Annotated in this window: 22 protein-coding genes, 1 tRNA gene and 2 pseudogenes; 12 read left to right on the top strand and 13 right to left on the bottom strand. The window is 56.1% G+C overall.

Features of this window, described 5'->3' with window-relative positions; genetic code table 11:
- Window positions 1–74: 74 nt before the first annotated feature.
- The 6 genes and pseudogenes from CFII68_RS14665 to CFII68_RS14640 all read left to right on the top strand — a co-directional run bounded on the left by CFII68_RS14665 (window position 75) and on the right by CFII68_RS14640 (window position 5,479).
- On the top strand, window positions 75–1,109 hold the full coding sequence (locus CFII68_RS14665) for a virulence RhuM family protein (protein ID WP_018606609.1): 1,035 nt from the start codon (window positions 75–77) through the stop codon (window positions 1,107–1,109).
- Between the two features lie 68 nt (window positions 1,110–1,177).
- Window positions 1,178–1,585 (top strand): annotated as a pseudogene (locus tag CFII68_RS14660) (zinc-binding dehydrogenase); the annotation flags it as partial.
- Window positions 1,586–1,688: 103 nt separating this feature from the next.
- Window positions 1,689–2,270 carry a hypothetical protein gene (locus tag CFII68_RS14655; protein ID WP_018606612.1) on the top strand — a complete coding sequence of 194 codons (582 nt, stop codon included), beginning with the start codon at window positions 1,689–1,691 and terminating at the stop codon, window positions 2,268–2,270.
- 177 nt (window positions 2,271–2,447) lie between these two features.
- Complete coding sequence (locus tag CFII68_RS14650; RefSeq protein WP_018606614.1) at window positions 2,448–4,121, top strand: VWA domain-containing protein; 1,674 nt, start codon at window positions 2,448–2,450, stop codon at window positions 4,119–4,121.
- Window positions 4,122–4,292: 171 nt separating this feature from the next.
- On the top strand, window positions 4,293–4,865 hold the full coding sequence (locus tag CFII68_RS14645) for an RNA polymerase sigma factor (protein WP_018606616.1): 573 nt from the start codon (window positions 4,293–4,295) through the stop codon (window positions 4,863–4,865).
- Complete coding sequence (locus CFII68_RS14640; protein WP_018606619.1) at window positions 4,862–5,479, top strand: hypothetical protein; 618 nt, start codon at window positions 4,862–4,864, stop codon at window positions 5,477–5,479. The genes CFII68_RS14645 and CFII68_RS14640 overlap by 4 nt, the downstream gene beginning before the upstream one ends.
- Window positions 5,480–5,585: 106 nt before the next feature.
- Here CFII68_RS14640 and CFII68_RS14635 read toward each other — a convergent pair whose 3' ends face one another.
- Complete coding sequence (locus CFII68_RS14635; RefSeq protein WP_018606621.1) at window positions 5,586–6,110, bottom strand: AidA/PixA family protein; 525 nt, start codon at window positions 6,108–6,110, stop codon at window positions 5,586–5,588.
- Between the two features lie 120 nt (window positions 6,111–6,230).
- A complete protein-coding gene (locus tag CFII68_RS14630; RefSeq protein WP_018606623.1) occupies window positions 6,231–6,734 on the bottom strand; it encodes an inclusion body family protein in 504 nt (167 codons plus the stop codon).
- Between the two features lie 244 nt (window positions 6,735–6,978).
- Here CFII68_RS14630 and CFII68_RS14625 point away from each other — a divergent pair.
- Window positions 6,979–7,233: pseudogene (locus CFII68_RS14625) on the top strand (transposase); the annotation flags it as partial.
- 151 nt (window positions 7,234–7,384) lie between these two features.
- Here the strand turns inward: CFII68_RS14625 and CFII68_RS14620 are convergent.
- The 7 genes from CFII68_RS14620 to CFII68_RS14600 form a co-directional block, all read right to left on the bottom strand.
- The gene (locus tag CFII68_RS14620) at window positions 7,385–8,617 is read right to left on the bottom strand and encodes a multidrug effflux MFS transporter (RefSeq protein ID WP_018606626.1); all 1,233 of its coding nucleotides are present in this window, start codon (window positions 8,615–8,617) and stop codon (window positions 7,385–7,387) included.
- A 135-nt stretch (window positions 8,618–8,752) separates the two neighbouring features.
- Window positions 8,753–9,625: a DUF6282 family protein gene (locus CFII68_RS0125970; RefSeq protein ID WP_074849402.1), complete on the bottom strand. Its 873-nt coding sequence runs from the start codon at window positions 9,623–9,625 to the stop codon at window positions 8,753–8,755.
- Entirely contained in the window at window positions 9,622–10,326 is a 705-nt protein-coding gene (locus CFII68_RS14615) for an RraA family protein (RefSeq protein ID WP_018606630.1), read from the bottom strand. Before CFII68_RS14615 ends, CFII68_RS0125970 begins: the two co-directional genes overlap by 4 nt.
- A gap of 13 nt (window positions 10,327–10,339) precedes the next feature.
- A complete protein-coding gene (locus CFII68_RS14610; protein ID WP_018606632.1) occupies window positions 10,340–12,499 on the bottom strand; it encodes an isocitrate/isopropylmalate family dehydrogenase in 2,160 nt (719 codons plus the stop codon).
- A 98-nt stretch (window positions 12,500–12,597) separates the two neighbouring features.
- Window positions 12,598–13,362 (bottom strand): hypothetical protein, encoded by a 765-nt coding sequence (locus CFII68_RS27475; protein WP_139212974.1) that lies wholly within the window; start codon window positions 13,360–13,362, stop codon window positions 12,598–12,600.
- Window positions 13,349–14,275, bottom strand: a complete 927-nt coding sequence (locus CFII68_RS14605; RefSeq protein WP_018606635.1) for a hypothetical protein — start codon at window positions 14,273–14,275, stop codon at window positions 13,349–13,351. The genes CFII68_RS27475 and CFII68_RS14605 overlap by 14 nt, the downstream gene beginning before the upstream one ends.
- A gap of 324 nt (window positions 14,276–14,599) precedes the next feature.
- A complete protein-coding gene (locus tag CFII68_RS14600) occupies window positions 14,600–15,019 on the bottom strand; it encodes a DUF1330 domain-containing protein (RefSeq protein WP_018606637.1) in 420 nt (139 codons plus the stop codon).
- A gap of 106 nt (window positions 15,020–15,125) precedes the next feature.
- Between CFII68_RS14600 and CFII68_RS26745 the strand changes: the two genes are divergently transcribed.
- On the top strand, window positions 15,126–16,001 hold the full coding sequence (locus CFII68_RS26745) for a LysR family transcriptional regulator (RefSeq protein ID WP_018606639.1): 876 nt from the start codon (window positions 15,126–15,128) through the stop codon (window positions 15,999–16,001).
- A gap of 113 nt (window positions 16,002–16,114) precedes the next feature.
- Here the strand turns inward: CFII68_RS26745 and CFII68_RS27480 are convergent, their stop codons facing one another.
- Both CFII68_RS27480 and CFII68_RS14595 read right to left on the bottom strand, forming a co-directional pair.
- Window positions 16,115–16,420 carry a hypothetical protein gene (locus CFII68_RS27480; protein ID WP_156886092.1) on the bottom strand — a complete coding sequence of 102 codons (306 nt, stop codon included), beginning with the start codon at window positions 16,418–16,420 and terminating at the stop codon, window positions 16,115–16,117.
- Window positions 16,393–16,469 (bottom strand) — tRNA-Arg (locus CFII68_RS14595). Before CFII68_RS14595 ends, CFII68_RS27480 begins: the two co-directional genes overlap by 28 nt.
- A 349-nt stretch (window positions 16,470–16,818) precedes the next feature.
- Between CFII68_RS14595 and gabD the strand changes: the two genes are divergently transcribed.
- The 3 genes from gabD (at window position 16,819) to CFII68_RS14580 (ending at window position 21,068) form a co-directional block, all read left to right on the top strand.
- Complete coding sequence (gabD, locus tag CFII68_RS14590) at window positions 16,819–18,261, top strand: NADP-dependent succinate-semialdehyde dehydrogenase (RefSeq protein ID WP_018606643.1); 1,443 nt, start codon at window positions 16,819–16,821, stop codon at window positions 18,259–18,261.
- Window positions 18,262–18,434: 173 nt separating this feature from the next.
- Window positions 18,435–19,712 (top strand): 4-aminobutyrate--2-oxoglutarate transaminase, encoded by a 1,278-nt coding sequence (gene gabT / locus CFII68_RS14585; RefSeq protein ID WP_018606645.1) that lies wholly within the window; start codon window positions 18,435–18,437, stop codon window positions 19,710–19,712.
- A gap of 138 nt (window positions 19,713–19,850) precedes the next feature.
- Entirely contained in the window at window positions 19,851–21,068 is a 1,218-nt protein-coding gene (locus CFII68_RS14580) for an HDOD domain-containing protein (RefSeq protein WP_018606647.1), read from the top strand.
- Window positions 21,069–21,214: 146 nt separating this feature from the next.
- Here the strand turns inward: CFII68_RS14580 and CFII68_RS14575 are convergent, their stop codons facing one another.
- Both CFII68_RS14575 and desA read right to left on the bottom strand, forming a co-directional pair.
- A complete protein-coding gene (locus CFII68_RS14575; RefSeq protein ID WP_018606648.1) occupies window positions 21,215–22,204 on the bottom strand; it encodes a sensor domain-containing diguanylate cyclase in 990 nt (329 codons plus the stop codon).
- A gap of 204 nt (window positions 22,205–22,408) precedes the next feature.
- A complete protein-coding gene (desA, locus tag CFII68_RS14570) occupies window positions 22,409–23,593 on the bottom strand; it encodes a delta-9 fatty acid desaturase DesA (protein ID WP_018606649.1) in 1,185 nt (394 codons plus the stop codon).
- Window positions 23,594–23,739: 146 nt separating this feature from the next.
- Between desA and dibA the strand changes: the two genes are divergently transcribed.
- On the top strand, window positions 23,740–25,647 hold the full coding sequence (gene dibA, locus CFII68_RS14565; protein WP_018606651.1) for a phosphodiesterase DibA: 1,908 nt from the start codon (window positions 23,740–23,742) through the stop codon (window positions 25,645–25,647).
- Window positions 25,648–25,735: the final 88 nt, after the last annotated feature.

The following is a 25,735-nucleotide window of genomic DNA, read 5'->3' on the forward strand; positions in this document are numbered from 1 at the left end:
TCCGTACATAGGAATATTGAGGAGGCTACATTTGGGACTGATCGCGCTGCTGATCAAGTCGGAGTCGTTGAGATATGAACACGGATAGCGCCAATACCTCGCAGTTCATCATCTACCAGAGCGAAGACGGGCGAACCCGGTTGGACGTGCGCTTTGTCGATGAAACCGTATGGTTGACCCAAGCCTTGATGGGAGAGTTGTTCAGCACCACGCCAGAGAACGTGTTGATGCATCTGAAGAACATCTTCAGCGAGGGTGAGCTTGATCAAAACGCAACCACTAAGGATTTCTTAGTAGTTCGTCAGGAAGGTACGCGCCAGGTAAAGCGCAATCTCAAGCACTACAATTTGGATGCCATTATCTCCGTTGGTTATCGCGTACAAAGCCATACGGCAACGCGCTTCCGTCAGTGGGCCACGCGGCAGTTGCGTGACTACATAGTCAAAGGCTTTTTGCTAGATGATGAGCGCCTGAAAAATCCCGATCAGCCGTTCGACTACTTTGAAGAGCTGACGCGGCGCATTCAGGATATTCGCACCAGCGAAAAACGCTTCTACCAGAAGATTACTGACATCTACGCCACCAGTGTGGACTACGACCCGACTCAGGAAGCCAGCATCAGCTTCTTCAAGACCGTGCAAAACAAAGTGCACTGGGCAATTACCGGGCAGACTGCGGCCGAGCTTATTCACAATCGTGCGGACAGTGGTAAACCTCACATGGGCCTGACCAACTGGCGCGGTGCAAAGGTGCGCAAACAGGATATCTCTAGTGCTAAAAACTATCTCTCGGCAGAAGAACTTAGCGCTTTGAACAATCTGGTCGAGCAATACTTAGTGTTTGCGGAAGGCCAAGCCATGCGTCGCATTCCAATGTCCATGGCTGAGTGGGTGAGAAAGCTCGATGGTTTCCTGACATTGAACGACCGCGAAATTCTTGATAATGCGGGCCAAATTTCTCATGACTTGGCCAAGCAACACGCCGAGTCACAATACGAGCTATTTCATCAACTGCGTCAGCAAGAAGATGCCGCGAGCGCTGATCAAAATCTCGCCGATCTGAGCCAGCTTATTCACTCGCTATCGAACAAGACCCAATCTGGGCCTTGACGGCTTGACTGCAAGATTTCCAGTCTGCGGCAAGTGGCCACGTTTTATTGGAGTGGACGTGGACGTGGACCCAGGACACCGACAGCTACGTGCGCCAGTACACAGATGGCGAAGGCTTCGACATCGTCTACGACACCGTTGGCGGCCCGACCCTGGATGCGTCCTTCAACGCGGTAAAGACCTACACCGGCCATGTGCTCAGTTGCCTCGGCTGGGGCCAGCACAGCCTCGCGCCGTTGTCGTTCCGAGGGGCGAGCTATTCCGGGGTGTTTACCTTGATGCCGCTGCTGACGGGCAAGGGGCGCGAGCATCATGGTCAGATCTTGCGGGAGGCCGCCGCTCTGGTTGAGGCAGGGCAACTGCGGATCAAGCTGGATCAGCGCCGGTTTGGCCTGGAGCAAGTCAATGAGGCCTTTGCGCAGGTAGCCGAGGGGCGCGGCGCGGGGAAAACGGTGGTGGACATTGGGATTGAGTGAGACGGGGCCGCATTCCGTCAGGGCCAAACAACTTGAGCGCTCGTCCAAACCCCGTAGAATGCAGCCGCCATTGTGCCGCTATCTCTCAAGGACGAATTCAAACATGCGAGTTTTTACCCTGTTGCTGGCCCTCTGTCTTATGGCAGGGTGCGCTTCCAAGCCCGATTACTACATTTCCCCTGCGCCGGTGGCGATCCCTGAGACCGCCACCTATTGGATCGACACGTTCAACGTTGAAGTCGTCGGCAAAAACGAACGCTTCCTGCCCGACGAAAAAGTTCGCGACCAGTTGCACACCGACCTGATCGTCCGTCTGCTCGACGGCAATCGTTATGCCTCCAGCAAGGAAACCGCTGACTATCTGCTGGACGTCAACGCCGTCTATGCGCGCCGGATTCAAGACACCCAAGGTGGTCTCATGAACAAGATCGTTGCCGACGGTACGTATCTGGCCAGTGTCGATTTCAATTATCAGGTCAAGGTGAAGAAGGCCGGTGTCGAAGTGCTGCACTTTGCCCAGGCCCGCCAGGGACTGATGCCGGGAGGGGCGGTCGGGCAACTTGAGGCCATGAGAGGCATTGCGGGCGCCCTGACGAACAGAGGCAACTCTGATGTCGAAGACTATTACACCGGTCATTTGAGCGGATTCATCGACGACGACCTGCGGGGCATTCCGTCCCGCTAACAATGCCTGCTGCAACGGGCTGGCGATTGGTCCGATCGCGGTAACGGCCTGGCCACTTTGGGGGTGGCCAGCGCGGTTTTTTTCAGCGCGCCAAAAAAATTCCTGGTCGTTAACCCGAATCTCGTGTGCCTTGCGTCTGAGCTTGTGTACGAATCATTCATTCACGAGGTTCAGCCCATGTCCCGTCCACTTCTCTTTATGCGTCCTGCTGCCCAAGGCTTCGCCGTGACTTTGCTGGTGGCGTTGGCCGGTTGTGGGTTGTCTTCCCGAGAGGCTGCCAAGCAGTCCGAACCGGTGGCCGTGGCGCCCAGCGTTGTGCCGCAAGGCGAGATCGCCGAAGTGCGTCAGTCGACGGTCAAGCGCATGCTCATGAAGCCGGCAGCGATGCCCGCCCCCAGTGTGGCGAACGATGCCATCGCCGGGGGGGACCGTGCCGAGCCGCGTGAACAGTACGAAAAACTGCCGGACAACCCGATTCACAGCGTGGCCGAAACGCCGGTCTCGACCTTCAGCGTGGATGTCGATACCGGCAGCTATGCCAATGTGCGACGTTTGCTCAATCAAGGCAGCCTGCCCCCCGAAGGTGCCGTGCGGCTGGAGGAAATGGTCAATTATTTTTCGTATAGCTATGCCCTGCCTACCGACGGTTCACCCTTTGGCGTGACCACCGAAGTGGCCCCGTCACCGTGGAACCCCCACACCCGCTTGCTGCGCATCGGCATCAAGGCCAGCGACCGCGCCGTGGCGGATCTGGCGCCGGCCAACCTGGTCTTCCTGGTGGACGTTTCCGGCTCCATGGATCGTCGCGAAGGGCTGCCGCTGGTCAAGAGCACGCTGAAACTGCTGGTGGATCAATTGCGTGACCAGGACCGGGTGTCCCTGGTGGTCTATGCCGGTGAGTCCCGGGTGGTGCTCAAGCCCACCTCGGGGCGCGACAAGGTGACCATCCGCAATGCCATCGATCAACTCGACGCCGGTGGTTCCACCGCGGGCGCCTCGGGTATCGAACTGGCCTACCAGATGGCCCGGGAGAGCTTCATCGACAAAGGCATCAACCGCATCCTGCTGGCCACCGATGGCGACTTCAACGTCGGTGTCAGTGATTTCGACAGCCTCAAGCAGATGGCGGTGGACCAGCGCAAAAGCGGCGTCTCGCTGACGACGCTGGGCTTCGGTGTGGATAACTACAACGAACACCTGATGGAGCAATTGGCCGATGCTGGTGACGGTAACTACGCCTACATCGACAACCTGCTCGAGGCGCGCAAAGTCTTGGTCGATCAGCTCAGCTCCACCCTGGCGGTGGTGGCGCGGGATGTGAAGTTGCAGGTGGAGTTCAACCCTGCCCAGGTCAGTGAGTATCGCCTGCTCGGTTATGAGAATCGCGCGTTGAAGCGTGAGGATTTCAACAACGACAAGGTCGACGCGGGCGAGATCGGTGCCGGGCATACGGTGACGGCCTTGTATGAAATTGTCCCGAAGGGCCAGCCAGGCTGGTTGGAGCCGCTGCGCTATGCCAGCACGCCCCAGTCGGAGGGTAAGTCAGGCGAATTGGCGATGCTGCGCGTACGCTACAAACCTGCTGAGGGCGGTAGCAGTCGATTGATCGAGCATCCGATTGCGGGCGTGCAGGACGAACACAAGGCCAGCGATGACCTGCGTTTCTCGGCCGCCGTGGCGGCCTTCGCCCAGCAGCTCAAGGGGGATGGGCGCTACACTGGGACGATGAGCTTGAAGGACACCGCGCAATTGGCCCGCTCGGCCCGCGGTGAAGACCCGTTTGGGCTGCGTGCCGAGTTTGTGCAGTTGGTGGAGCTGGCCCAGAGCCTCGAGCCTGCGGCCAAGCGCTGATCCCGAGCACAACGGGGATCAAAAATGTGGGAGCTGGCTTGCCTGCGAAGGCGGCGTGTCAGGCACAGCAGTTTCGCCTGACACGCCGCCTTCGCGGGCAAGCCCGGCTCCCACAGAGTCCTCTGCAATCTGCAAGACCGTGTTCTACATCGAAAGGAGTTCGTCACCCACATGCCCGCTGCGCTTGATTCTCCCAGCGACGAATCGCTGCTGGCCCGCTACCGCAACGGCGATGGGGCTTCTTTCGAAGTCCTGTACGCCCGCCATCGGCAAGGGCTTTACCGTTTCCTCGTGTCCTTGAGCAACAAGGCCGAACTGGCCGAGGAAGTGTTCCAGGACACCTGGCTCAGCCTGATTCGCAGCACCACCCAGCCACAAGGCCGGGCGAGTTTTCGTACCTGGCTGTTCCAGATTGCCCGCAACCGCTTGATCGATCACTGGCGCAAGCAGGGTGTCCACAACCCGTTGCACGACAGCTACGACGAGCAGCTTCACGTCCAGCCCGACGACACCTGCAGCCCTGAACGACAGCTGAGCCTGAGCCGCGACCAGGCGCGTCTCGATGCTGCGTTGCAGGCCTTGCCCGAAGATCAGCGGGAAGTCTTCCTGCTGCGCCTGCACGGCGACCTGGAGCTGCCACAGATTGCCGCCTTGACCGGCGCCCCACTGGAAACGGTCAAGAGCCGCTTGCGTTACGCCCAGCAGAAATTGCATCGACTGCTGGCCGAGGAGGTACCCGCATGATCGACCCCAAACACACCCCGGATCCCGACGACGAAATGCTGATCGAGCATTTCCGCCAACACGCCAACGCCGAGCCGCCGGCCTCCCTGGACGCCTTCATTCTGGCTGCCGCCCGCCGTGAAGCCCCGACGCCCGCGCCAAGCCTGTGGCAACGCTGGCTACAGGCCTGCCAACGGCCGCGCTGGCAAATGGCATTCGCCACGGTCGCCGGCGTGGCGCTGATGATCGGCCTGGTGCTGCGTTCGCCCGTGCCCCACGACGAACTGTCCTCTCCCGCCTCGATGGAGTTTTCCGCCGATCGGCAGGAGCCCGCCGTTGCCGCCGCACCACCGCCGGCCATGCCCGCCCCTACACCGATCACCCGCATGGCGCCCCAGGGCGAACTGTCCCGAGCCCCGGCAAGCCCGATGCAATCGTTGGCGGAAAAGCCTGCGGCGAAGATGAGCAAATCGGCGCCGGCTGCACTGCCATCGCTGGAGCAGGGCCTGATGGAAATCCTGCGTTTGCGCGAGGCGGGTGAGAGCAAGGCTGCTGATGAAAAGCTGCTGGCGTTGCATAAGCGCTTTCCCGAGGAGGACTTGCCGGCGCGGTTGGAGGCGCTGCGAAAGCGCTAAGTAAACCCGCGTCGCAAAAGCCCCCTGGTCCTGGCGAACTGGGGGCTTTTCATTTGCATCGGGGGTATAGCAGACAACTTGATTTAGCGAGGGGTCAGGCGTCCACTCACTCGACAATGACGTCAACTGCCCAACTGAAATAGCCCACCGCATCACACTGGCTGTTCACCAACATAAACCTCAACTCACCGCGCTCCTTGCCTTGCCTCAGCGGCTGGCAGCGCCAGAAGTGATCATCAGCTTGTTGGGGAATGGGTTGGGTGAGGTTTTCGATGTCGATGGCGGGTATGGTCTGGCCGGCATTAACCACCAGCTCCGGCGCTGGTAGCACTTCTCCCTTTTCGACCGCGAATCCATAGACCACCACGCTGTGCTCAGCTCGAAGGGCGATGGTGCGACTGCGTAGATGGGTGGTCCGACCGAGGCTTATGGGCAGCACCCTGCTGTCAGTTGTTGTACTGGACAGAAGGGCGCTTCCAAGGAAAAAAAAGAACTGCTCATCAATGGGTGTTGGTGTATCCGGGTCCTGGCTGGCTTGTGGATAACGCGAGAGCAGTGTCTCGCCGTCGACAATAAGGGAAACATGCGCAGTGGCTGTTTCGCTGGAAATAGCGTTGGGTTCGGTAGACATCACGGCTTCCTTTCATGATGTTGGCGAGAGTCGCGGTCGCTGTTGATAGAGCGAAACATCCTGTCCGGTCGCAGCGGCCGCGAGGTCGGTTGGCCCCCTGTCGCCAAGGGGCCGGCTGCATCAGTTATGGATGGAAATGAACGGGTCCCACGAGCAGCAGGCGACAATGCTGCAATTGCGGTCGACGATCAGGAAGTTGAAGTGATAGGTCACGCGGCCACACGCCAGGGTTTCCGAAGACCAATAGTGGTTATCGACCTTTTGGCAGCTGGGTACGGATGGGTTACTGGTGTTGGGTACGGCGACGCAAGCGGTAGCCTTGCGCGGCGAGGGTGGGGAGATCAATTCGTTGCCCGCGTTGCCGATGAACTTGTAGAAGATCACCGCCGTTTCGAAGCTCTGTGACAGGCTGGTTTCACGCCAGCGGATCAGATCGCCGACTTGGGCCTTCAAGTCGAGTTCACCACCGGCCTGGCCACTCACCACGTTGTCCTGGTTCGTCACCATGTAGACATGCTTGAAGTCGATCAGCGTTGGCGAGTTGGGGTTTTTGCTAATGTTCGGGTAGTTTTTCAGGATGGTTTCAGTATCGATTGAAACCAGCACATCCGTGACTCGAGACATTATGAAGCTCCTTGATAGTGGGCCTTTCGGCTCGTGCCAAAAGACAATTACGTTTCACCGCGTCGCGGCCTGCGTGTGCACTATTGGAAGGAATTTTTTTGTCACGGATACGAGCTGGCCTGGCTCCATGCCGACTGGCTGACGATTCAGGTTCCTTCCTGCAGGTCGCGATTCTGACTATAGGTCGGATCAGAAAGCTGTCAAAAAACAAAATCACATTAACGAAAGATGAGGTTGGCGTCCGCAGATCCGCGCGCCAGAGGCGCGGAACGAGAAAACCCAGAAACAACAAAGCCCGCACGGAGCCGAATACGCGAAAGCACAGGTGCGGGCCAAGGTTGAGCATCCGTTTCGCGTGATCAAGCGTCAGTTCGGCTATACGAAAGTGCGCTTTCGTGGCTTGTCGAAAAACATCGCTCAGCAGACGACGTTGTTCGCGTTGTCGAACCTGTGGACGGTGCGAAACCGGTTGATGGGTATGAGCGAGGTGCACCTGTAATGCGGACTAATCACCCCTGGAACAGCACGATTAGAGGAAAGATCCATGAGTTAAGGGCATGAAAGGTCTGTTTTTCGACCGACTCACGATTTTTTGAACCTCAAGTAGCGAAAACATGAAAAATCGGTGGGTACTTCAGACGTTCCTTAGGTCAATTTGCTTTTGGGAGAAACGCCTTCCGTACAGTTCGCGTTTTAACATGGTAAAAATACAATAAGCATGGAAAAAAGGTACATCCGATCAAAGCAGTGGCTATCATGAATAGACCAAGATGATGCAGATCACTACCAACCAAAGTTACTACGTAAATAGCCAGTGACCCGCAGGCTAATTGCAGTGCTCCCATCAGACCGGATGCTGCTCCGGCGCTTTTCGGAAAGTTTGTAATGCCGCCAGCATAGGATAAAGGCAACAAAAAACCATTACCTAATGTCATAATCGCCATATTGACTAAGACAGGTACCGGTGAGGTCATGTTATACAAACCACACAGAAATAAACTGCTAGCGCCAATGGTGAATAGAACATAGCCAACTGCTATTAAATGATTGATGGAGTATTTTTGGATTAGATTGCGCGAGATAAGGTTTCCGACAATATAAGCAATTGCAACGCTGATGTAACAATAACTGATTACGGCCGGCGTCATCCCCATCGCGCTAAAAATAACTGGCGATGCGGCCAAGTAGCCAAAGTAAGCGGCATAGGCAACACCTAAATTTACCGTGTAGGCTAAAAACAAAGTATTGATCAGCAACCCCGGATAATTTTTTATGGTTGCCAACAGCGCATGGTGCCGCTGGTCTTTAGGGAAAGTTTCAGGGATTTTCGTAGCGACTAAAATCAGCGTGGCAATTCCGAGCGCAGCAGTAAATAGAAATGGCGCCCGCCAGGAAAAATGCAGAGTCAAATAACCACCAATAATTGGTGACAGCGCTGGCGAGGCGCCAACGATGGGCATAATCGTAGCAAAGACACGGCCAGCGGTTTTTTTGTCAAAGATGTCGGCGACAATCGCGCGGCCAATCACCACACCAGCACCAGCACCTAGAGCTTGCAACAGGCGGCCGATCGCGAATACCGTAACATTCTGCGCAGTCGCACAGGTAATTGACGCCGCCGTAAATAAAAACAGGCCACCAAGTACCAACGACCGACGACCATAAGTATCAGACAACGGGCCATAAATAACCTGCGCCACAGCTAAGCCGATCAAATAAACTCCAAAAGTTCGCTGTATCGCAGAAATGGGTGAGTCTAATGCAATCGCAGCAACTCCCATACCAGGTAGATTGATATCGGATGCAATCAAGCCGCTAGCACTAAGTAATACTAGCGCTGTGAGTAAAATGCCATAAGGGATCTGAGTAGTGTGTTGACTCATCGCATTACCTCCGCATTAAGTAAAAAGGAGTAATTAGTATTGTGGCTAGTAGCAGAAAGTTGGTTTTTTTCAAAGATGCCTCGCTACAGCGACACGATGTGTCACGCAACTAGTGCACACGCGTGTCGCTTAGACCTAATTCAACATAGTGATTGGATTGGTCCGCGTTATCTCGATAAACCGCTCTGTCGTTAAGCCAAATTCGGTAAACCATTGTTGGCTTTGAAGTAACCAATCTGCAATATCAGGCTGACTGGTTTGCCCCAAATCAGAACTATATACAACGCGCGGCACACGAGTCGCTACTTGTTGAAAATCTTCTTTGCTCTGATAGCCGAGTAGATAAGTAAGAGCTGTCTGCTCTACGTACACCATACTTGACTGGGCCAGATCAAACAGCTCGCTGGCACTTAGCCCGGTTAACGGGTTGGCCGGCTGGTTTAACATCAAACGCGGGACCTGAAACTTCTCCGCCGCATCAATCAACAACAATACCTCTTCACGATTGGCATGGCCGGTAGAGACGACGATGGGATAATCGCGCGCCATACGCAATATATCGCATGTTTGCGACGTCAAATGCCCGTTCCCATCCGATACCTGCAGCGGCTTAATAGGACGATTTTGTAAAATCGGATGACTCAAATTTCGCGTCAGACGACTTTGATGGAAACGACCAGTAACGGTCGGCAAATGCACAATCAAACGTCCTGCTCCCTCCCCATGCTGACAGAGTCCCCGCTCGACGTTGCGCCAATCGATGCCGCCCGCTATTTCATTAAGCACGATGGAGCCAGACACTGGCAAACCGGCACAACGTGCCTCCCACGCTTGTGCGGCACTACAACCCAAATGGTTTTTTAATACCACCCACCCATTTTCGGCTTGATAACGTCGGCCTGCCTCTAATACCGAATGGCGCCGCACATATGAATCTGGTCCCGCATGATAGTGCACATCGATAAACGATACTTGTCGCATATCAAGCGCCGGAATCGGCGCACTCATGCTTTAACCTTTTCGTAGGAGTGACTAGCATCCGAAGAATTTTCTGCGATCCACGGCTGATCGTAGCGAAAGCGCTTGCGCGCTTCGACTAACGGCATGCCGCCACGAATCGCTTCACGAATCTGTTTCTCAGTGCGCTCCACATTTTCCGCACGTGTCAATACATCCAATAATCGATCTGCTGGAATAACCAGAACCCCATTGTCATCCCCTATTAACCAATCACCATTTCTCACGGTGACGTCACCCACTTTAACGTCTTGCTTTAATGCTGTGACATGCACTCGGTTTTTACCTGAAACCATATTCACGGCAGTGCTAAAAAGAGGATAAGACATCAGACCGATTTCGCTTATATCACGTGCCGCGCCGTACACGACGCTGCCTGCAATGCCCTTGAGTTGAGCCATTTCCGTCAGAATACCGCCCCAGTTCGTACAATCGCTACGTCCTTGGTTATCCACTAAAATCACATGCTCAGCAGGGACCTCATCAATATAGTTCCCAGCATTGTGAAAGGTGCTTCCATCATGGTCTAGGTTCTGGTATTGAACCGTAAAAACAGGACCCGCTAATATTACACCCGGCACACGGGTCGTTATTCCACCTAGTGCACCATATAAGCCAAAGCTATCCATCGCATCACTAACTGCCGGAGTGTCGAGCTTCAAAAAACGCAGTCTTAATTCGTTGATGTTCATATTAGTCATGATCTCATTTATGAGTGATTAAATTGGCGCGCAACATAGCCCACGCAATAAATTCGCAAAAATAATTAATGATTTCTGGACCGCGCTTGGGAATAGCTAGTGAAAACTCCCGCTCTTCCCCCAAATAGTGAACGTGGCAGCGCAACTCCAGTGTGCCTTTGTAAGGTGGGTGCGTATCGCCAACCAACCAAGCATGCATAGTGGCCGATTTAGTATCACTTAATTGAAGGTGTGGTAACGATTTGGCAAAGGCTCCTTGCGTCATTTCGTCACGCAAATTCAATACTGGAGTAATATTTTCCCGGACAATCTCCAGGGCGGTACGCCCATCAGTACTGATGACATGTGGCGCAAGCAATATCTCTATCTTTTCTACTAATACAGCTTCTTGCTGACAGTCGCAATCAAGAGCGAGTCGCACATCAACATACGGATAACGCCAAAGATAGCTTGCATTAGCCTCTGGAGTCTGCGCGATGAGCTGATCAACTGCATCGGCGATATCCGACTCAATTACACCCAACAACCGCCATTGGTAGACTTTCTGGTGCTGGATATGGGGCTGTTGCGCCAGAAGTGCGTCGAGCATAGGCAGGCACTCATTTGGAGGGCCGGGTAATACATGAATTATTTTCCCTTGCCACTGCAAGCTAAAACCGCTCGCAGTGCCATGCTCATTAGGCAGTATCACTGCATCTCGCGGAAATAAAGCTTGTTTTCGATTACTTGGATGTACCTTCAATCCAAAATTCTGCAAGCGGTTTTGTATTGCCTGCCAGCTGGCACTATCGAATTCCAGCGGACGCTCGGTGGCGATGGCAATCGCCTCACGTGTTAAATCATCGGACGTCGGCCCCAGCCCCCCACTGATGATCAACGTATCCGACTGGCCAAAGCAGATCCCTAAAGCGTTGTTGATTGCTGCTAACTGATCACCACATGCTATTTGTAAGCCCACTTGATAACCATGGAAATGCAGCTTTTTTGAAAATTCCGCCATATTGCTATTAATAAACTCGCCACGTAATAGCTCATCGCCGATACAAAGAATACTTGCACGATGAATAGCGAGGGGCCGGGCAATCTCGGCTAAAATTGCTTGAGCCATTTCTTGAGTACCCGCATTGCCGCCCAGATCGTATGTGACTGTCTTGCCGCGCTGGATGGTATTCTTTACTGCCTCTTCAATTCTGGCTGCCGGCTCATGAAAGCCAAGGTGGCGCAAGGTTAATCCTATTGTCATAAACATCGCAGCCGGGTTGGCGCGGCCTTTGCCCGCCATTTTGGGTGCGCTGCCATGTACGGGTTCAAAATAGCAGATTTGGTTTCCGATATTGGCGCTTGGGGCAAGGCCCAACCCTCCCATTACGCCTCCCGCCAAATCAGACAAAATGTCACCGAACATATTTTCGGCAACGATCACGCCAAATGCTTGCGGACGACGTTCCAGCCACAAAGCGACTGCATCTACATTATGAATATCGGCTTCGATTTCGGGATAGTCGGCAGCAATAGCATAAAAGATATCTGCTATAAATTGCCCACTTTCGCGCAATACATTAGGTTTGTCTGCTAACGTTACTCGAGCATGCTTGTGCTCAACAGCATAAGAAAAAGCGTAACGAAATAATCTTTCCATACCAAACTTGGTTTGCAAGCGCACACTAAATGCCGCATTCTCCGGTCCACTTTTTTCCAAGTTGGGATGTTTCAGCATTTCTTCCAGTATTATGGGCACGCCGTGTTTATCGAGGCCTGAATACATGCCTTCGGTATTCTCACGGATCACACAACAACGAAACGGCTTCCGATTGCCTAGCATATGTTGTACCGGTCGCACATTTGCGAACAGATCCAGGCGTTGACGCATTTGAATTACAGGAGAAACATATTTTTGATTTTTGCCCTGCAGTGCGGGTGCAAGTTCGGCTTCGGCTTCTTTTTTTCCTTTGCTCGTGATGGCGCCTAATAAAACAGCGTCACTTTCGGCGATTTGTTTCCACGTTGTTTCGGGTACCGGGTCCCCGTCACGCTTCCAGCACTCCCAGCCAATTTCGCCAAACTGAAGTTCAATTGGCAGATTAAGGAGCTTTAATACCGGTAATGCGGCATCGCATACTTCGCGGCCGATACCATCCCCTGGCAACACAAGTAATTTTTTCATTTGATTGTTTTTAATATCCTGACAGGCTGCCCGCTTGATAAATCAAGCCGGCAACTAAAATGCATACTTATTCAGAAGGCGACCGGCCGTTACTTTTCTTAATCAAGAAAATCTGAAATCAATCTAAGTGCTATCTCCGGAGCTTCAATTACCGGCCGCATGCCGCAACCAGAAATTCCACTGCTGATTTGTCGTCGGTTATCACTACTCACTACAATACTATCAGTATTGACAAGGCGTGATGCCGCACCATAAATCTGTAGCATATGACCAGCATAATTATTAACGTGGCTTCGTGCGTCGGCCTTCATTAATTGCGAAAAACCTATTCGCAAACGTTGACCAATACCGCTTTCTTCCACCTTGGTGGGCGGTAACGGTTGATACTTATCATTACGTTCCGGTTTGACGTAATATTCTAGCAAGTCCAACGCTGCCGTCTCACCTTGCATATCCAAACATGTCAGAATGCTTGCTAAATTGCTTTGTAATTCAGCGCTGCATCGTGTCGGTGCTGATAAGCCCAGAACACGTGGACAAGTTTTCAAAAAACCCGACAACAAAGAATTTACCAACGCTCCGCCATAAGCCTGACCAACAGCCAGATCAATCTGCGGATAATTGGCACGCAGATACGCATCCCAATTTTCGGAGGTCGCATGCAATGTACTGCTTTCCTGGGCAAGGGATAAGCTGTCATAGACGTGCACCTGATAACCGCGCGCAACCAAAAGATCCAATAAAGGCATACAGAACGCGCCTTCATCCCACTCGGCCAAAACGGGTGAAAACACAACAGCGATGAAGTCTGATTGGGGGCCAAAGACGGACTTTGTTAAGTCGGGACGACTAGGCAAGTGCATTTGCAAAAACCTCACCAATATTGTTAGCGCTGGCGGTAATGCGCGCTTTATCGTCAATAGATAAATCAAACATGCCAAGTATGAGGTCATCCAGGGGTTGAACCGGACGCGCGCGAGCTTCGATGCCCTCCAAGATTTCGACCTGCTCCAACAGCGATCTACAATTATATTTATCTGCCTGATATGCCAAGCGAAGATAAATAAGCCACGATTCCAATTTCAGATTTCCGGCGCCCTTACCCATGCCACGTAATGAAGCATCGATGAAGGTCGCACCGGCATCAATCGCCGCAATGCTGTTAGCTGTGGCAAGACCAAGATTGTCATGCGCATGAAATCCTAATTCTAAACCGCTGGTTTCGCGGATTAGGCGTACCAGATTCCCCACCCTGGATGGAGTCAGGCTGCCGTTAGAATCAGCCAAATACAGTACATCCGCACCTGCTTCACGAGCTAACGAGGCATGAGCCACTAATTGTTGAAGAGGCTGTTGGCTGAGACGAGTCAAATTTAAGCAGACCGTCATTCCTTGTGCTTTTGCTTCCTTGATATAATCACTTGTTAATTCAGCTCGCTGAATATCCATGCAAAAGCGGAGCATATTGACACCCAGACGACGTAGATGACCAATATCATTTCTTTCTATATTTTTAGGATGTGCCATTACACATAGGCAAGGCTCCGACACGCTGTCGCGCAAAGCGCTGATATAAGAGTTCTCTGAAAGCCCAGTAATACCGATATCGGCTATGGCTTTAAAAGCTCCGTTCCTATATCCAATCTCAACCCAATCGACTCCACTTTTAACCATTTGTTGAATGTGTTGCTGCGCATATTCAAGCGTGAAGTTGAAGTCATTCCGATAGCCGCCATCGCGCAACGTAACATCCAGGTTTTGTATTTCAGATTTCATATATATCCATATATACTTTCAAGACTCATGCAGCGCTAAGAGTTGGAAATAACTATGCCATTAGTGGAAAATAAAAATTCAAGCGCAGCATCGCTCGCTTGAAATTAAAATTTATTTCAAGGTTGTATAAGTGTTCTATTGTCGCGAGTGTGCAGTCATAAACTATGACTTATTCATTTCGCATCCGGCAACTTTAAATTAGCTTAAATCTTGGTTGTGTTTTCGCACACAATCTGCCGATCCGTCGAACCCGTTGAGTTCCCACTACAGGTATCTCGCTTCGACCTACCCCTCAAATCGAGGGGTGATCGAGTTGCACATACTTTAACGCCCACGCATCAGGACAACTGTGCTTACTCCAGCCTTGTTGCGAATAGCCGTCGCGCGCGTATAAGGGGAGGACTTGTACCATTCCTCCGCAATGTCCAAGGACGGAAACTCAATAATCGCAGCTCTATCCGAGGACGGAGCGCCCTCAATTTGGCGCATATCATTTCGACTAACCGCAGATATCACGCGGCCTTGATATGGTTTTAGAGATGGAACGACTAAGGATGCGTACTCCGCATACGCATCTGGATTGCTTACCTGAATAAAGAACACCGCATATCCAGGCTTGTTGGGGCTGGCCATTTCGGGTTGCGTCTGTCCCGACGCAATGCTAGCTGCGAGAGATGTCAAAGTGACAAACGCTAGAATTCCGCTGGCGATCAGACGACGGGGACTCGACTTAGTCATTTTCATACTGACGTTCCTTTTCTGCTCAGTTGCAATCAACAATCAGCATTGCAGAAAACGGTGATACAATCTAAGACTGATATGGACACATTTAAGACCATACGAGCATCACATGGATTTTAAGTTACTTCGCGCCTTTGTCGTTGTTGCTGAGACCGAAAATATCGGTCAGGCGGCTGAACGATTGCACATCTCACAGTCACCGCTTAGTCGTCAGATTATGCAACTTGAAGCGCAACTTGGCCTCACCCTATTCGAACGATCACGCCAACGGGTCAGGCTGACGGGCGAAGGTCGATTATTTCTTCTTGATGCACAAAATCTGTTGTCGCAAGCAGAGCGCGTCAAAGCTCACGCCCGTCGTCTCGCTCAGGGAGAGTCCGGTACTCTTGCAGTCGGCTACGTCGAGGCCATCATGCACGCTGAAGTTTTGCCTCAAGCCCTCCGGCACCTAAGGGCGCAACGACCAACGTCTAACGTCACGCTTCATGCACTATCTTCCGCCGCACAGGTCGAGGCCTTATACCGCCGTGCGATTGATGTAGGAATGCTTTATTCGCCACCCCATGATCCGGATATTCAGGTAGTAGAAATCATGAGTGAGCCCGTGGTCCTTGCATTGGCGTTGGATCATCCATTGGCAGGTCAGCCCGATATTCGAGCTGATGATCTCGACAGTCTGCACTGGATCGCTCTAGCAGAAGCTCGGAATCCCGATGCCCGACGGCGCTTTATTGAAAACTGCCGATCATCCGGCTTTGTACCGGACATCCAAATGGAGGCAGATGACCTACTAACCGCGCTCCGTCTTGTTGGCGCAGGGCTTGGAGTGACACTCGTTCAATCCAGCCTACGCGATGCGCTTCCAGGGCGACTTACTTTTCGTGATCTCCCTTGGTTCCCCTCGGCGGTCAAGGTATACGCAATGTGGCGTAAAGACGATCCGAGGCCACTCGTTGGAGCCTTCAAAAAGGCCCTTTCTCCATAGAGCGGGAGCTTGGGTGCCGCCACCGAATTGACTCAGTTGCCGGGACGTCACTGACCCGGTCTGTTCCTCGCGAATCATTGCCTTTATTGGATTTGTGCATACTGGGAGTTGGGTCAGTCTTGCGTCAGCAGGTGGGTCAATTCGGCATCGGCGTCAACAATGCGTGCCCAGGCTTGAGCATCGGATTTGGTTTCGAACGTTTTGCGCTGGGCTGGATAGCCCTTGCGGCGGATTTGCGCTTCCCACTGATACTCGCCACGATTCCTGATTGTTGCCATTTCGACCATTCCCGCCACGTTCAGTGTGGCAAATTTGTGGCAAAAACGACTTTCAGGACTAGGACAGGTTTCTGTCAGGAGCGCTATCCCCTTGTAATACAAGGGAAAGAAGATGGTGCACCAGGCGGGATTCGAACCCACGACCCCTGCCTTCGGAGGGCAGTACTCTATCCAGCTGAGCTACTGGTGCAGTGCGGGCGCCATGATACTCATATGCGTGGCAGGCGTCCATGCTACTGAATCGCCTGCGTTTTCAGGCGGCTCGACGGCTCTTGGCTACGCTGATCAGAAAAAGCGGGCAAATTCGGCTTTTTCGTTCTTTTTTTCGAACAGCCTATTGTCCTTCACCCCTATCGGCCCTAGGATTCGTTTGAGATTTCAAACGCTCTTGTCTGGGTGCTGAACCGCACGTCTGTGCTTTTGTGCGTTATTTCTGTGCTTCAGCCCGGTGAATGATTTCCCTGACGGCAGCCCCCGAGGCGCCTTTCTACAAATCTAATTCGCTCCGCGCGTGCGCGGTGCTGTTAAGGAAAGCCGACATGCAGCTTAAAGACACCCAGTTGTTCCGCCAGCAAGCCTTCATCGATGGCGCTTGGGTTGATGCGGACAATGGTCAGACAATCAAGGTCACCAACCCGGCGACGGGCGAAGTGCTGGGCACTGTGCCGAAGATGGGCGCCGCCGAAACCCGTCGCGCGATTGAAGCCGCCGACAAGGCGCTGCCGGCCTGGCGTGCGCTGACGGCCAAGGAGCGCGCCAACAAGCTGCGCCGCTGGTACGAATTGCTGATCGAGAACCAGGACGACCTCGGTCGCCTGATGACCCTGGAACAAGGCAAGCCGCTGGCCGAAGCCAAGGGCGAAATCGTCTACGCCGCCTCGTTCATCGAATGGTTCGCCGAAGAAGCCAAGCGCATCTACGGTGACGTGATTCCCGGCCACCAGCCCGACAAGCGCCTGATCGTGATCAAGCAGCCGATCGGCGTGACCGCGGCCATTACCCCGTGGAATTTCCCGGCCGCCATGATCACCCGCAAGGCCGGCCCAGCGCTGGCAGCCGGTTGCACCATGGTCATCAAGCCAGCTTCGCAAACCCCGTTCTCGGCCCTGGCCCTGGTGGAACTGGCGCACCGTGCCGGCATTCCGCAAGGCGTGTTGAGCGTCGTTACCGGCAGCGCCGGCGACATCGGTGGCGAGCTGACCAGCAACCCGATTGTGCGTAAGCTGTCCTTCACCGGCTCGACCGAGATCGGTCGCCAGTTGATGGCCGAATGTGCCAAGGACATCAAGAAAGTCTCCCTGGAACTGGGCGGCAACGCGCCGTTCATCGTGTTCGACGACGCGGACCTGGATAAGGCCGTCGAAGGCGCGATCATTTCCAAATACCGCAACAACGGCCAGACCTGCGTCTGCGCCAACCGTCTGTACATCCAGGATTCGGTGTACGACGCGTTTGCCGAAAAACTGAAAGTGGCGGTCGCCAAGCTCAAGATCGGCAACGGTCTGGACGATGGCACCACCACCGGTCCGTTGATCGACGGCAAAGCGGTCGCCAAGGTGCAGGAACACATCGCTGATGCCGTCAGCAAAGGCGCGACCGTGCTGTCGGGCGGCAAGGCGATGGAAGGCAACTTCTTCGAGCCGACCATCCTGACCAACGTACCGAACAACGCCGCCGTGGCGAAAGAAGAAACCTTCGGCCCGCTGGCGCCGCTGTTCCGCTTCAAAGACGAAGCCGAAGTGATCGCGATGTCCAACGACACCGAGTTCGGCCTGGCCTCGTACTTCTATGCCCGCGACCTGGGCCGTGTGTTCCGTGTGGCCGAAGCCCTGGAATACGGCATGGTCGGCGTCAACACCGGGTTGATTTCCAACGAAGTCGCGCCATTCGGCGGCATCAAGGCCTCGGGCCTGGGCCGTGAAGGCTCCAAGTACGGCATCGAGGATTACCTGGAAATCAAATACCTCTGCCTGGGTATCTGATCTGCTGCAAGCGCAAAGGGCACGAGAGCGCTGTCCCTTTGCGCGTTTCACCCGTTCTGTTTCTTGTGGCCGGAACGCTGCGGCAGTCGATCATCGCATGCTGTCGCAGTTGCCTCCCCGCCATGTATTCCTTGAGCCACGCCGACCGATGAGCGGCGAATGAGGACATTTTAATGAGCAAGACCAACGCAGACCTGATGGCCCGCCGTACCGCCGCTGTTCCACGCGGTGTTGGCCAGATTCACCCGATCTTTGCCGAATCGGCGAAGAACGCCACGGTAACCGACGTTGAAGGTCGTGAATTTATCGACTTCGCCGGCGGCATCGCCGTGCTGAACACCGGTCACGTGCACCCGAAAATCATCGCCGCCGTGACCGCACAGTTGAACAAGCTGACCCACACCTGCTTCCAGGTCCTGGCCTACGAGCCGTACGTGGAACTGTGCGAAAAAATCAACGCCAAGGTGCCGGGTGATTTCGCCAAGAAAACCCTGCTGGTGACCACCGGTTCGGAAGCGGTGGAAAACGCCGTGAAAATCGCCCGCGCCGCCACGGGCCGTGCCGGTGTGATCGCCTTCACCGGCGCTTACCACGGTCGCACTATGATGACCCTGGGCCTGACCGGTAAAGTCGTGCCGTACTCGGCCGGCATGGGCCTGATGCCCGGCGGCATCTTCCGCGCGCTGTACCCGAACGAACTGCACGGCGTGAGCATCGACGACTCCATCGCCAGCATCGAGCGTATCTTCAAGAACGACGCCGAGCCGCGTGACATCGCGGCAATTATCATCGAGCCGGTACAGGGCGAGGGTGGTTTCTACGTAGCGCCCAAGGAATTCATGAAGCGCCTGCGCGCTTTGTGCGACCAGCACGGCATTCTGCTGATCGCTGACGAAGTGCAGACCGGTGCCGGCCGTACCGGCACCTTCTTCGCCATGGAGCAGATGGGCGTTGCCGCCGACCTGACCACCTTTGCCAAGTCCATCGCGGGTGGCTTCCCGTTGGCCGGTGTCTGCGGCAAGGCCGAATACATGGATGCCATCGCGCCGGGTGGCCTGGGCGGCACCTACGCCGGTAGCCCGATCGCCTGTGCGGCGGCGCTGGCGGTGATGGAAGTGTTCGAAGAAGAACACCTGCTGGACCGCTGCAAGGCTGTGGGCGAGCGTCTGGTGACCGGTCTCAAGGCGATCCAGAAGAAGTACCCGGTCATCGGTGAAGTGCGTGCCCTGGGCGCGATGATCGCCGTGGAGCTGTTCGAAAACGGCGACTCCCACAAGCCGAACGCCGCAGCGGTAGCCCAAGTCGTGGCCAAGGCGCGCGACAAGGGTCTGATCCTGCTGTCCTGCGGCACCTACGGCAACGTACTGCGGGTGCTAGTGCCGCTGACCGCGCCGGACGAGCAACTGGACAAAGGCCTGGCGATCATCGAAGAGTGCTTCTCCGAACTCTGAGTGACGGTTGTGCGCTGATCCACAAAAACCCGCCTTCTGGCGGGTTTTTTCTTATCCGCGAAGCTGCCTGGTGGATTTTGAGCTGTCTGGAACGACCACCAACGTCTAAGGTGCAAGTATGGCAAGGGAGCATGCTGCATGACTGCTGTGGATTTACCCGCTGTACCCCGTGTGTTGATCGCCGAGGCCGATCCGGCGTCTCGCGAGCTGCTTGAGCAGGTGTTGTCGGGTGTGCGCTGCGATGCTCGGGTGGACACTTGTGGCGACGGCAAAGAGGCTTTGGATTTGCTGGCGAAGCATCCCTACGACCTGGTGATCGCCGATTGGGAGCTGCCAGGGGTTGATGGCCTGGCGATTCTGCGTGGCCTTCGCCAGCAGCATCGCACGCCGCCGTTGCCGTTCATCCTGATGAGTCGGCGCAACGACAGTGCCAGCGTGCGCGAGGTCTTGCCGCTGGCGCCGACCGCGTATCTGACCAAGCCCTTGAACCGGGAAAGCCTGACCCAGCGTTTGCAGGGGTTGTTAGTGGGCGGCGGTGAAGAAACCTCCAACGATGCGCCGGTTCCGGGGCCGGCGTTGACCTTGCTCACCTTCCTGGAACGTCGGCGTGACCTGTCCGAGGGCGCGCCCTTGATGACCGATGTGCAAGTGGCGGTCAAGCGCAGCCTCAACCCCGGCGGCCTGGACCTGAAACTGCTCGAAGAAGAGATCCGTACCGACCCGCAGATCACCGCGGTGCTGATCGCGGCGGCCAACAGCGCTGCCCAGCATCAGGGCGGTAGCCCGGTGCAGACCGTGGCCCAGGCGCTGCACCAGCTTGGTTCCGGACCAAGCATGAACCTGATCCTCGCCCTGACCCTCAAACGCTGCGCCCGGCTCAGCGTTCCGTGCCTGGCGGATTATGCCGAACGTTACTGGGAACTGTCGCTGCACACCGCCGAATACGCCCGGACGATGGCGCGGTTGCTGGACTTGGAGCACGAGCGTTGTTATTGCGCCGGGTTGTTGCATCGCCTGGGCGACCTGGCGTTGCTGCGCTGCCTGGAAGAGTGGAAGCAGGCCGGTGGTGAGCTGGACGAACCGGAGGAAGTCGGCGACTCGCTGGACACGTTCGGCGCCAGTTTCGGCTCGGCGTTACGTGCCCGCTGGCGTCTGCCGTTGGAGCTGCGGGAGTTGATCGCGGCGGTCTATAGCTTGGGGGGCGGGGTGTATTCCCGTGAAGCCTTGGTGATGAACATGGCGGCGCAGATGGCGCACCTGCCCGCGCATGAGGGCCTCGAAGAACTGGCCCGTAGCCGTACGGCGCGGTTGCTGAAGATCGGCTTGCCGGAGTTGACGCGGTTGCGCCGTAAGTAGCACCAGCACCTAACCCCTGTGGGAGCGGGCTTTGTGGGAGCAAAGCTTGCTCGCGATGCAGGCAACTCGGGTTCAAGTGGACACCGAGGCGCTGCTATCGCGGGCAAGCCTTGCTCCCACAGTTGATCAGTGGCGGGACAACTCACTCAAGCCGCGATGATACGGTTCTTTCCCTTGCGCTTGGCTTCGTACATGGCTGCGTCGGCGCGGGCGAACAGGCTGTCGAGGGACTGGTCTTCGGGGGTAATGGTGGTCAGGCCCTGGCTCACGGTGATGCCGAAGTTCTGCTCGCCGCAGCGAAAATTCAAGCGCTGGATCTCCCGTTGCAACCGCTCGGCCACTTGCAGCGCCATGTCCGGGGGACAGCCGGGGAACACCGCGGCGAACTCTTCGCCGCCGATCCGCCCGAACAGGTCGCCGCGCCGGAGCACGGACCGCCCGCTTTCGGCGATTCTCTGCAACACGGTATCGCCTTCCTGATGGCCGTAGGTGTCGTTGATCACCTTGAAGTCATCGATGTCCAGCAACAGGAACGCCATGGGCGTCCCTTGCAGCCGTGCCTGCTCGAATTCACGGTGGGCGCATTCGAAAAAGTGCCGGCGATTGCTGCTCTGGGTCAGCACATCGGTGGTCGCCAATCGCTGCAGTTCACTTTCCAACAGCTTCTTTTCGGTGATGTCCTCGGCGATGCCAACCACGATCACCGGTTGCCCTGGCTCGGCCTGGCGGTTGATGAAGCATTTGTCGCTCAGCCAGCGGATCTGGCCGTTGCCGGCGATGATGCGGTATTCACGGTCTTCGACGGCGCCTTTGACCAAAACCTCGGCCAGGCTGCGCTCGGCGTACTCCAGGTCGTCGGGGTAGATTGCGTCGCGCCATTCGTTGAGGTCAGCCAGGACCAGGCCGGCGGGGCGGCCGAAGATCCGCTCGTAGGCGGGGCTGACATACAGCACCTGCCGGGTTTCCCAGTTGAACGCCCACAGCACGGCATTGACGCTGACCAGCAACGAGCTGAACAACTGCTCACGCTCGCTCAGGCGCGCCACTTCACCCTGGGCATGCATCAGCGCCATGAGCGTCTGGGCTGCCTCGGGCCAATGAGGTAGGGAGTAATCCTGTAGGTTCTTGTCGACCATCGGCACAAATCTCAAAGAGCATGCACTGCTGTTGGTTCGCACGCGCTTTCTCCAAAACCCGCCTGGATGGCGAAGTGCTCTTTGAGATAGGGGATTTGGGACGAAGTTCCTTTTCAGGCGACGAAGGGCGGGGGATTTAGCCAGTTGAATTATGGGGGCTGGACCTGTGGCGAGGGAGCTTGCTCCCTCGCCACAGTGGTTTTGTCAGGCCGTGGCAGGCCGTAGCGAGTAGGTCTTGAGCTGGTCGGCAAACTCGCGCAGGGACTGGATGCCGCTGGTCTCGGCTTCGCTGACCCATTCCTTGATGGCGGCGAGCATGTCGTGGCCGTTGCTGCTGGTCTTGACCCAGATCTGCTGCAAGGCCAGGCGTTTCTCGTAGATCACCTTCAGCGCCTGGCTGTGTTCGAGCATGTTCTGGATGCGCACATGGTGACGGTCGTCCAGCAGGCTGGTTTCCCGCGACAGCAGGCGTTTGGCCCGGTGGAACTGGTGACGCACCGAGTGATCGACCTTTTCCAGTTCCTGCTTGACCAGTGGCGCGATGACCAGCCGGCGGTACTGCGCCATGATCTGGAAACGGTTGTTGAGGATCGCCATGGCCGTGTCCATGTCCAGGTGGCCCTTGCCTTCGACCCGGTGGGCGATCGGCGCAACCCGCTGGACCTTGGCCAGGCGCAGGAAACTGAACACCCGGATCCAGGCCCAGCCCAGGTCGAACTCCCATTTGCGTACCGACAGCTTGGCCGAGTTGGGGTAGGTGTGGTGATTGTTGTGCAACTCTTCGCCGCCGATCAGGATGCCCCAGGGCACCAGGTTGGTCGCCGCGTCGCGGCATTCGAAGTTGCGGTAGCCCACGGCATGGCCCAGGCCATTGACCACGCCGGCGGCCCACACGGGAATCCACATCATCTGGATGGCCCAGATGGTGATGCCGATGGTGCCGAACAACAGCAGGTCGATGATGCCCATGATCGCCACACCCAGCAGCGGGAAGCGGCTGTAGAGGTTGCGCTCGATCCAGTCGTCGGGGCAGTTCTTGCCGTAGATGCGCAGGGTTTCCGGGTTTTCCGCCTCGGCACGATACAGCTCGGCGCCTTTGCGCAGCACGGTGGACAAGCCTTTTATGACCGGGCTGTGAGGGTCGTCCTCGGTTTCGCATTTGGCGTGGTGCTTGCGGTGGATGGCGGTCCACTCGCGGGTGTTCTGCGCCGTGGTCAGCCACAGCCAGAAACGGAAGAAATGCTTGAGACCGGCGTTGAGCTCCAGGGAGCGATGCGCCGAATAACGGTGCAGGTAGACCGTGACGCCAATGATCGTGACGTGGGTCATCAGCAGGGTGACTGCCACCAGTGACCAGGCCGACAAGCCAAGAAAACCTTCGTACCACATAGGCTGTAGGGCCCTCGATAAAGATAAAAACCACCGTTGCATTATCACCAGCCCCACAGATAAAACCAGTCGGCCTTTCAGATAAGAGTGGCTGAATGTTTCTTCCTCTATAATCCCCACCTCTCTGTAGGGACATGGATGGCCAAATGCCTGCCCATCAACGCAGTGCCATGCGCGTAGCGCTGCTTTACCTTGTATTGTCAGTCGTCTGGCTGCAGCTGATTGGTTATTTATTGAGCAGTTTCTTCGATCAATTCGCCGACAGACAACGCTGGCTGCTGATCAACGGCTATGCCTGGGTCCTGCTCAGCGCCGGGTTGATCTTCCTGGCGCGGGCGCGGATCTCGCGATTTTTCGCCAAGGGCGAGCACGGCGCCGATCGAGAGCGCCTGCGCCAGGCTGCCGCCGTCTTCGATTGCACCCGCGAAGGGGTGTTGGTGACTGACCGCAACGGCCTGATCGTGCACGTGAACCGGGCCTTCATGGCGATCACCGGTTATGTGCGGGATGAAGTGCTGGGCCAGCGCCCCACCCTGTTCAAGTCCGGTCGCCATGGGCCGGATTTCTATCGCGACATGTTTACCTCCCTGGACAGCCTGGGGGAGTGGAGCGGCGAGATCTGGAATCGACGTAAAAGCGGTGAGATCTACCCGCAATGGCAGACGATCCGCGTCATTCACGACGACAGCGGCGAGGTCAGCCATTATGTCGCGGTGTTTTCCGACATCAGCGCCATCAAGGATTCCGAGCACGAACTGGCCTACCTGGCCCATCACGACCCGCTGACAGGCTTGCCCAACCGCCTGCTGTTTTCCGATCGCACCGAGCAGGCCCTGGCGTCGGCGCAGTTGCACAAGCGTGGCTGTGCCCTGTTGCTGCTGGACCTGGATCACTTCAAGAACATCAATGACAGCCTGGGTCACAACGTGGGCGATGAATTGCTCAAAGGCGTGGCCGAGCGGTTCCGCGGGCTTTTTGCGCCGGGCGTGACCCTGGCCCGGCTCGGGGGCGACGAATTTGCGGTGCTGGTGGAAAACTGCTCGCAGCCAGGCCAGGCAGCGGCGCTGGCCCGGCGCATCCTCGATGCCTTGAAAGAGCCCCTGCGGTTCGATGACCACGCATTGTTCATCAATGCCAGCATCGGCATCAGCCTGTTTCCCGGCGATGCCCTGAGCGCCGGGCAGCTGCTGCGCAATGCCGATTCGGCGTTGTTCAAGGCCAAGAGCGCCGGACGCGACGGCTACGCCTTGTACACCGAAGAACTCACGGCCCACGCCCAGCAGCGGGTCGAGATTGCCTTCGAACTGCGGCGCGCGCTGCAGCAACAGGAGTTGCGCGTTCACTACCAGCCGGTCCACGAGCTGGCGACCAGTCGTCTGATCGGTGTCGAGGCGCTGGTGCGATGGGAGCATCCCACGCGTGGATTGGTGTCGCCGGCCGAGTTCATTCCCATCGCTGAGCGTACCGGTCTGATTGCCCAGGTCGATGCCTGGGTCATGGACCAGGCCTGCCGGCAGATGTGCCAGTGGCAGCAGGCCGGCGTGGCGCTGTCGTTTGTCGCCGTCAACGTATCGAGTCGGTTGTTTGCCCGTCGCGAGTTGTATGACCAGGTCGCCCAGGTGTTGCATGACACGGGCCTGGATCCGGGTTGCCTGGAACTGGAAGTGACGGAAAGCGCGGTGATGGAAGACCCGGAGGTGGCGCTGGAGCAGATGCATCGCCTGCGGGAGCTGGGCGTGCGCCTGGCCATCGACGATTTTGGCACGGGGTATTCGTCGCTGCTGCGGCTCAAGCGTTTGCCGGTGCAGAAGCTGAAGATCGATCAGGGTTTTGTCGCGGGTTTGCCGTGGGATGAGGATGATGCGGCGATCGTCCGGGTGATCATCGCCCTGGCCCATAGCATGGGGATGCAGGTGCACGCCGAGGGCATCGAGCAGCGTGAGCAGGCGGTATTTTTGCTTGGACAGGCGTGTGAGTTGGGGCAGGGTTACTGGTTTGGCCGGCCCGTGGCGGCGGCGCAGTTGGATTGGGGGCGGGCGCCGGTTATTGCTTGATCGTCAGGGGGATTGATGGCGGCCAGACAGCTGGCCAGGATTTTGTGATCGGGTACATATCCATTTCTGCGGTAACGGCGGCTTATGG

Origin of the sequence: Pseudomonas sp. CFII68, from assembly GCF_000416195.1 — a bacterium.
GTDB classification, from domain to species: Bacteria; Pseudomonadota; Gammaproteobacteria; order Pseudomonadales; family Pseudomonadaceae; genus Aquipseudomonas; species Aquipseudomonas kilonensis.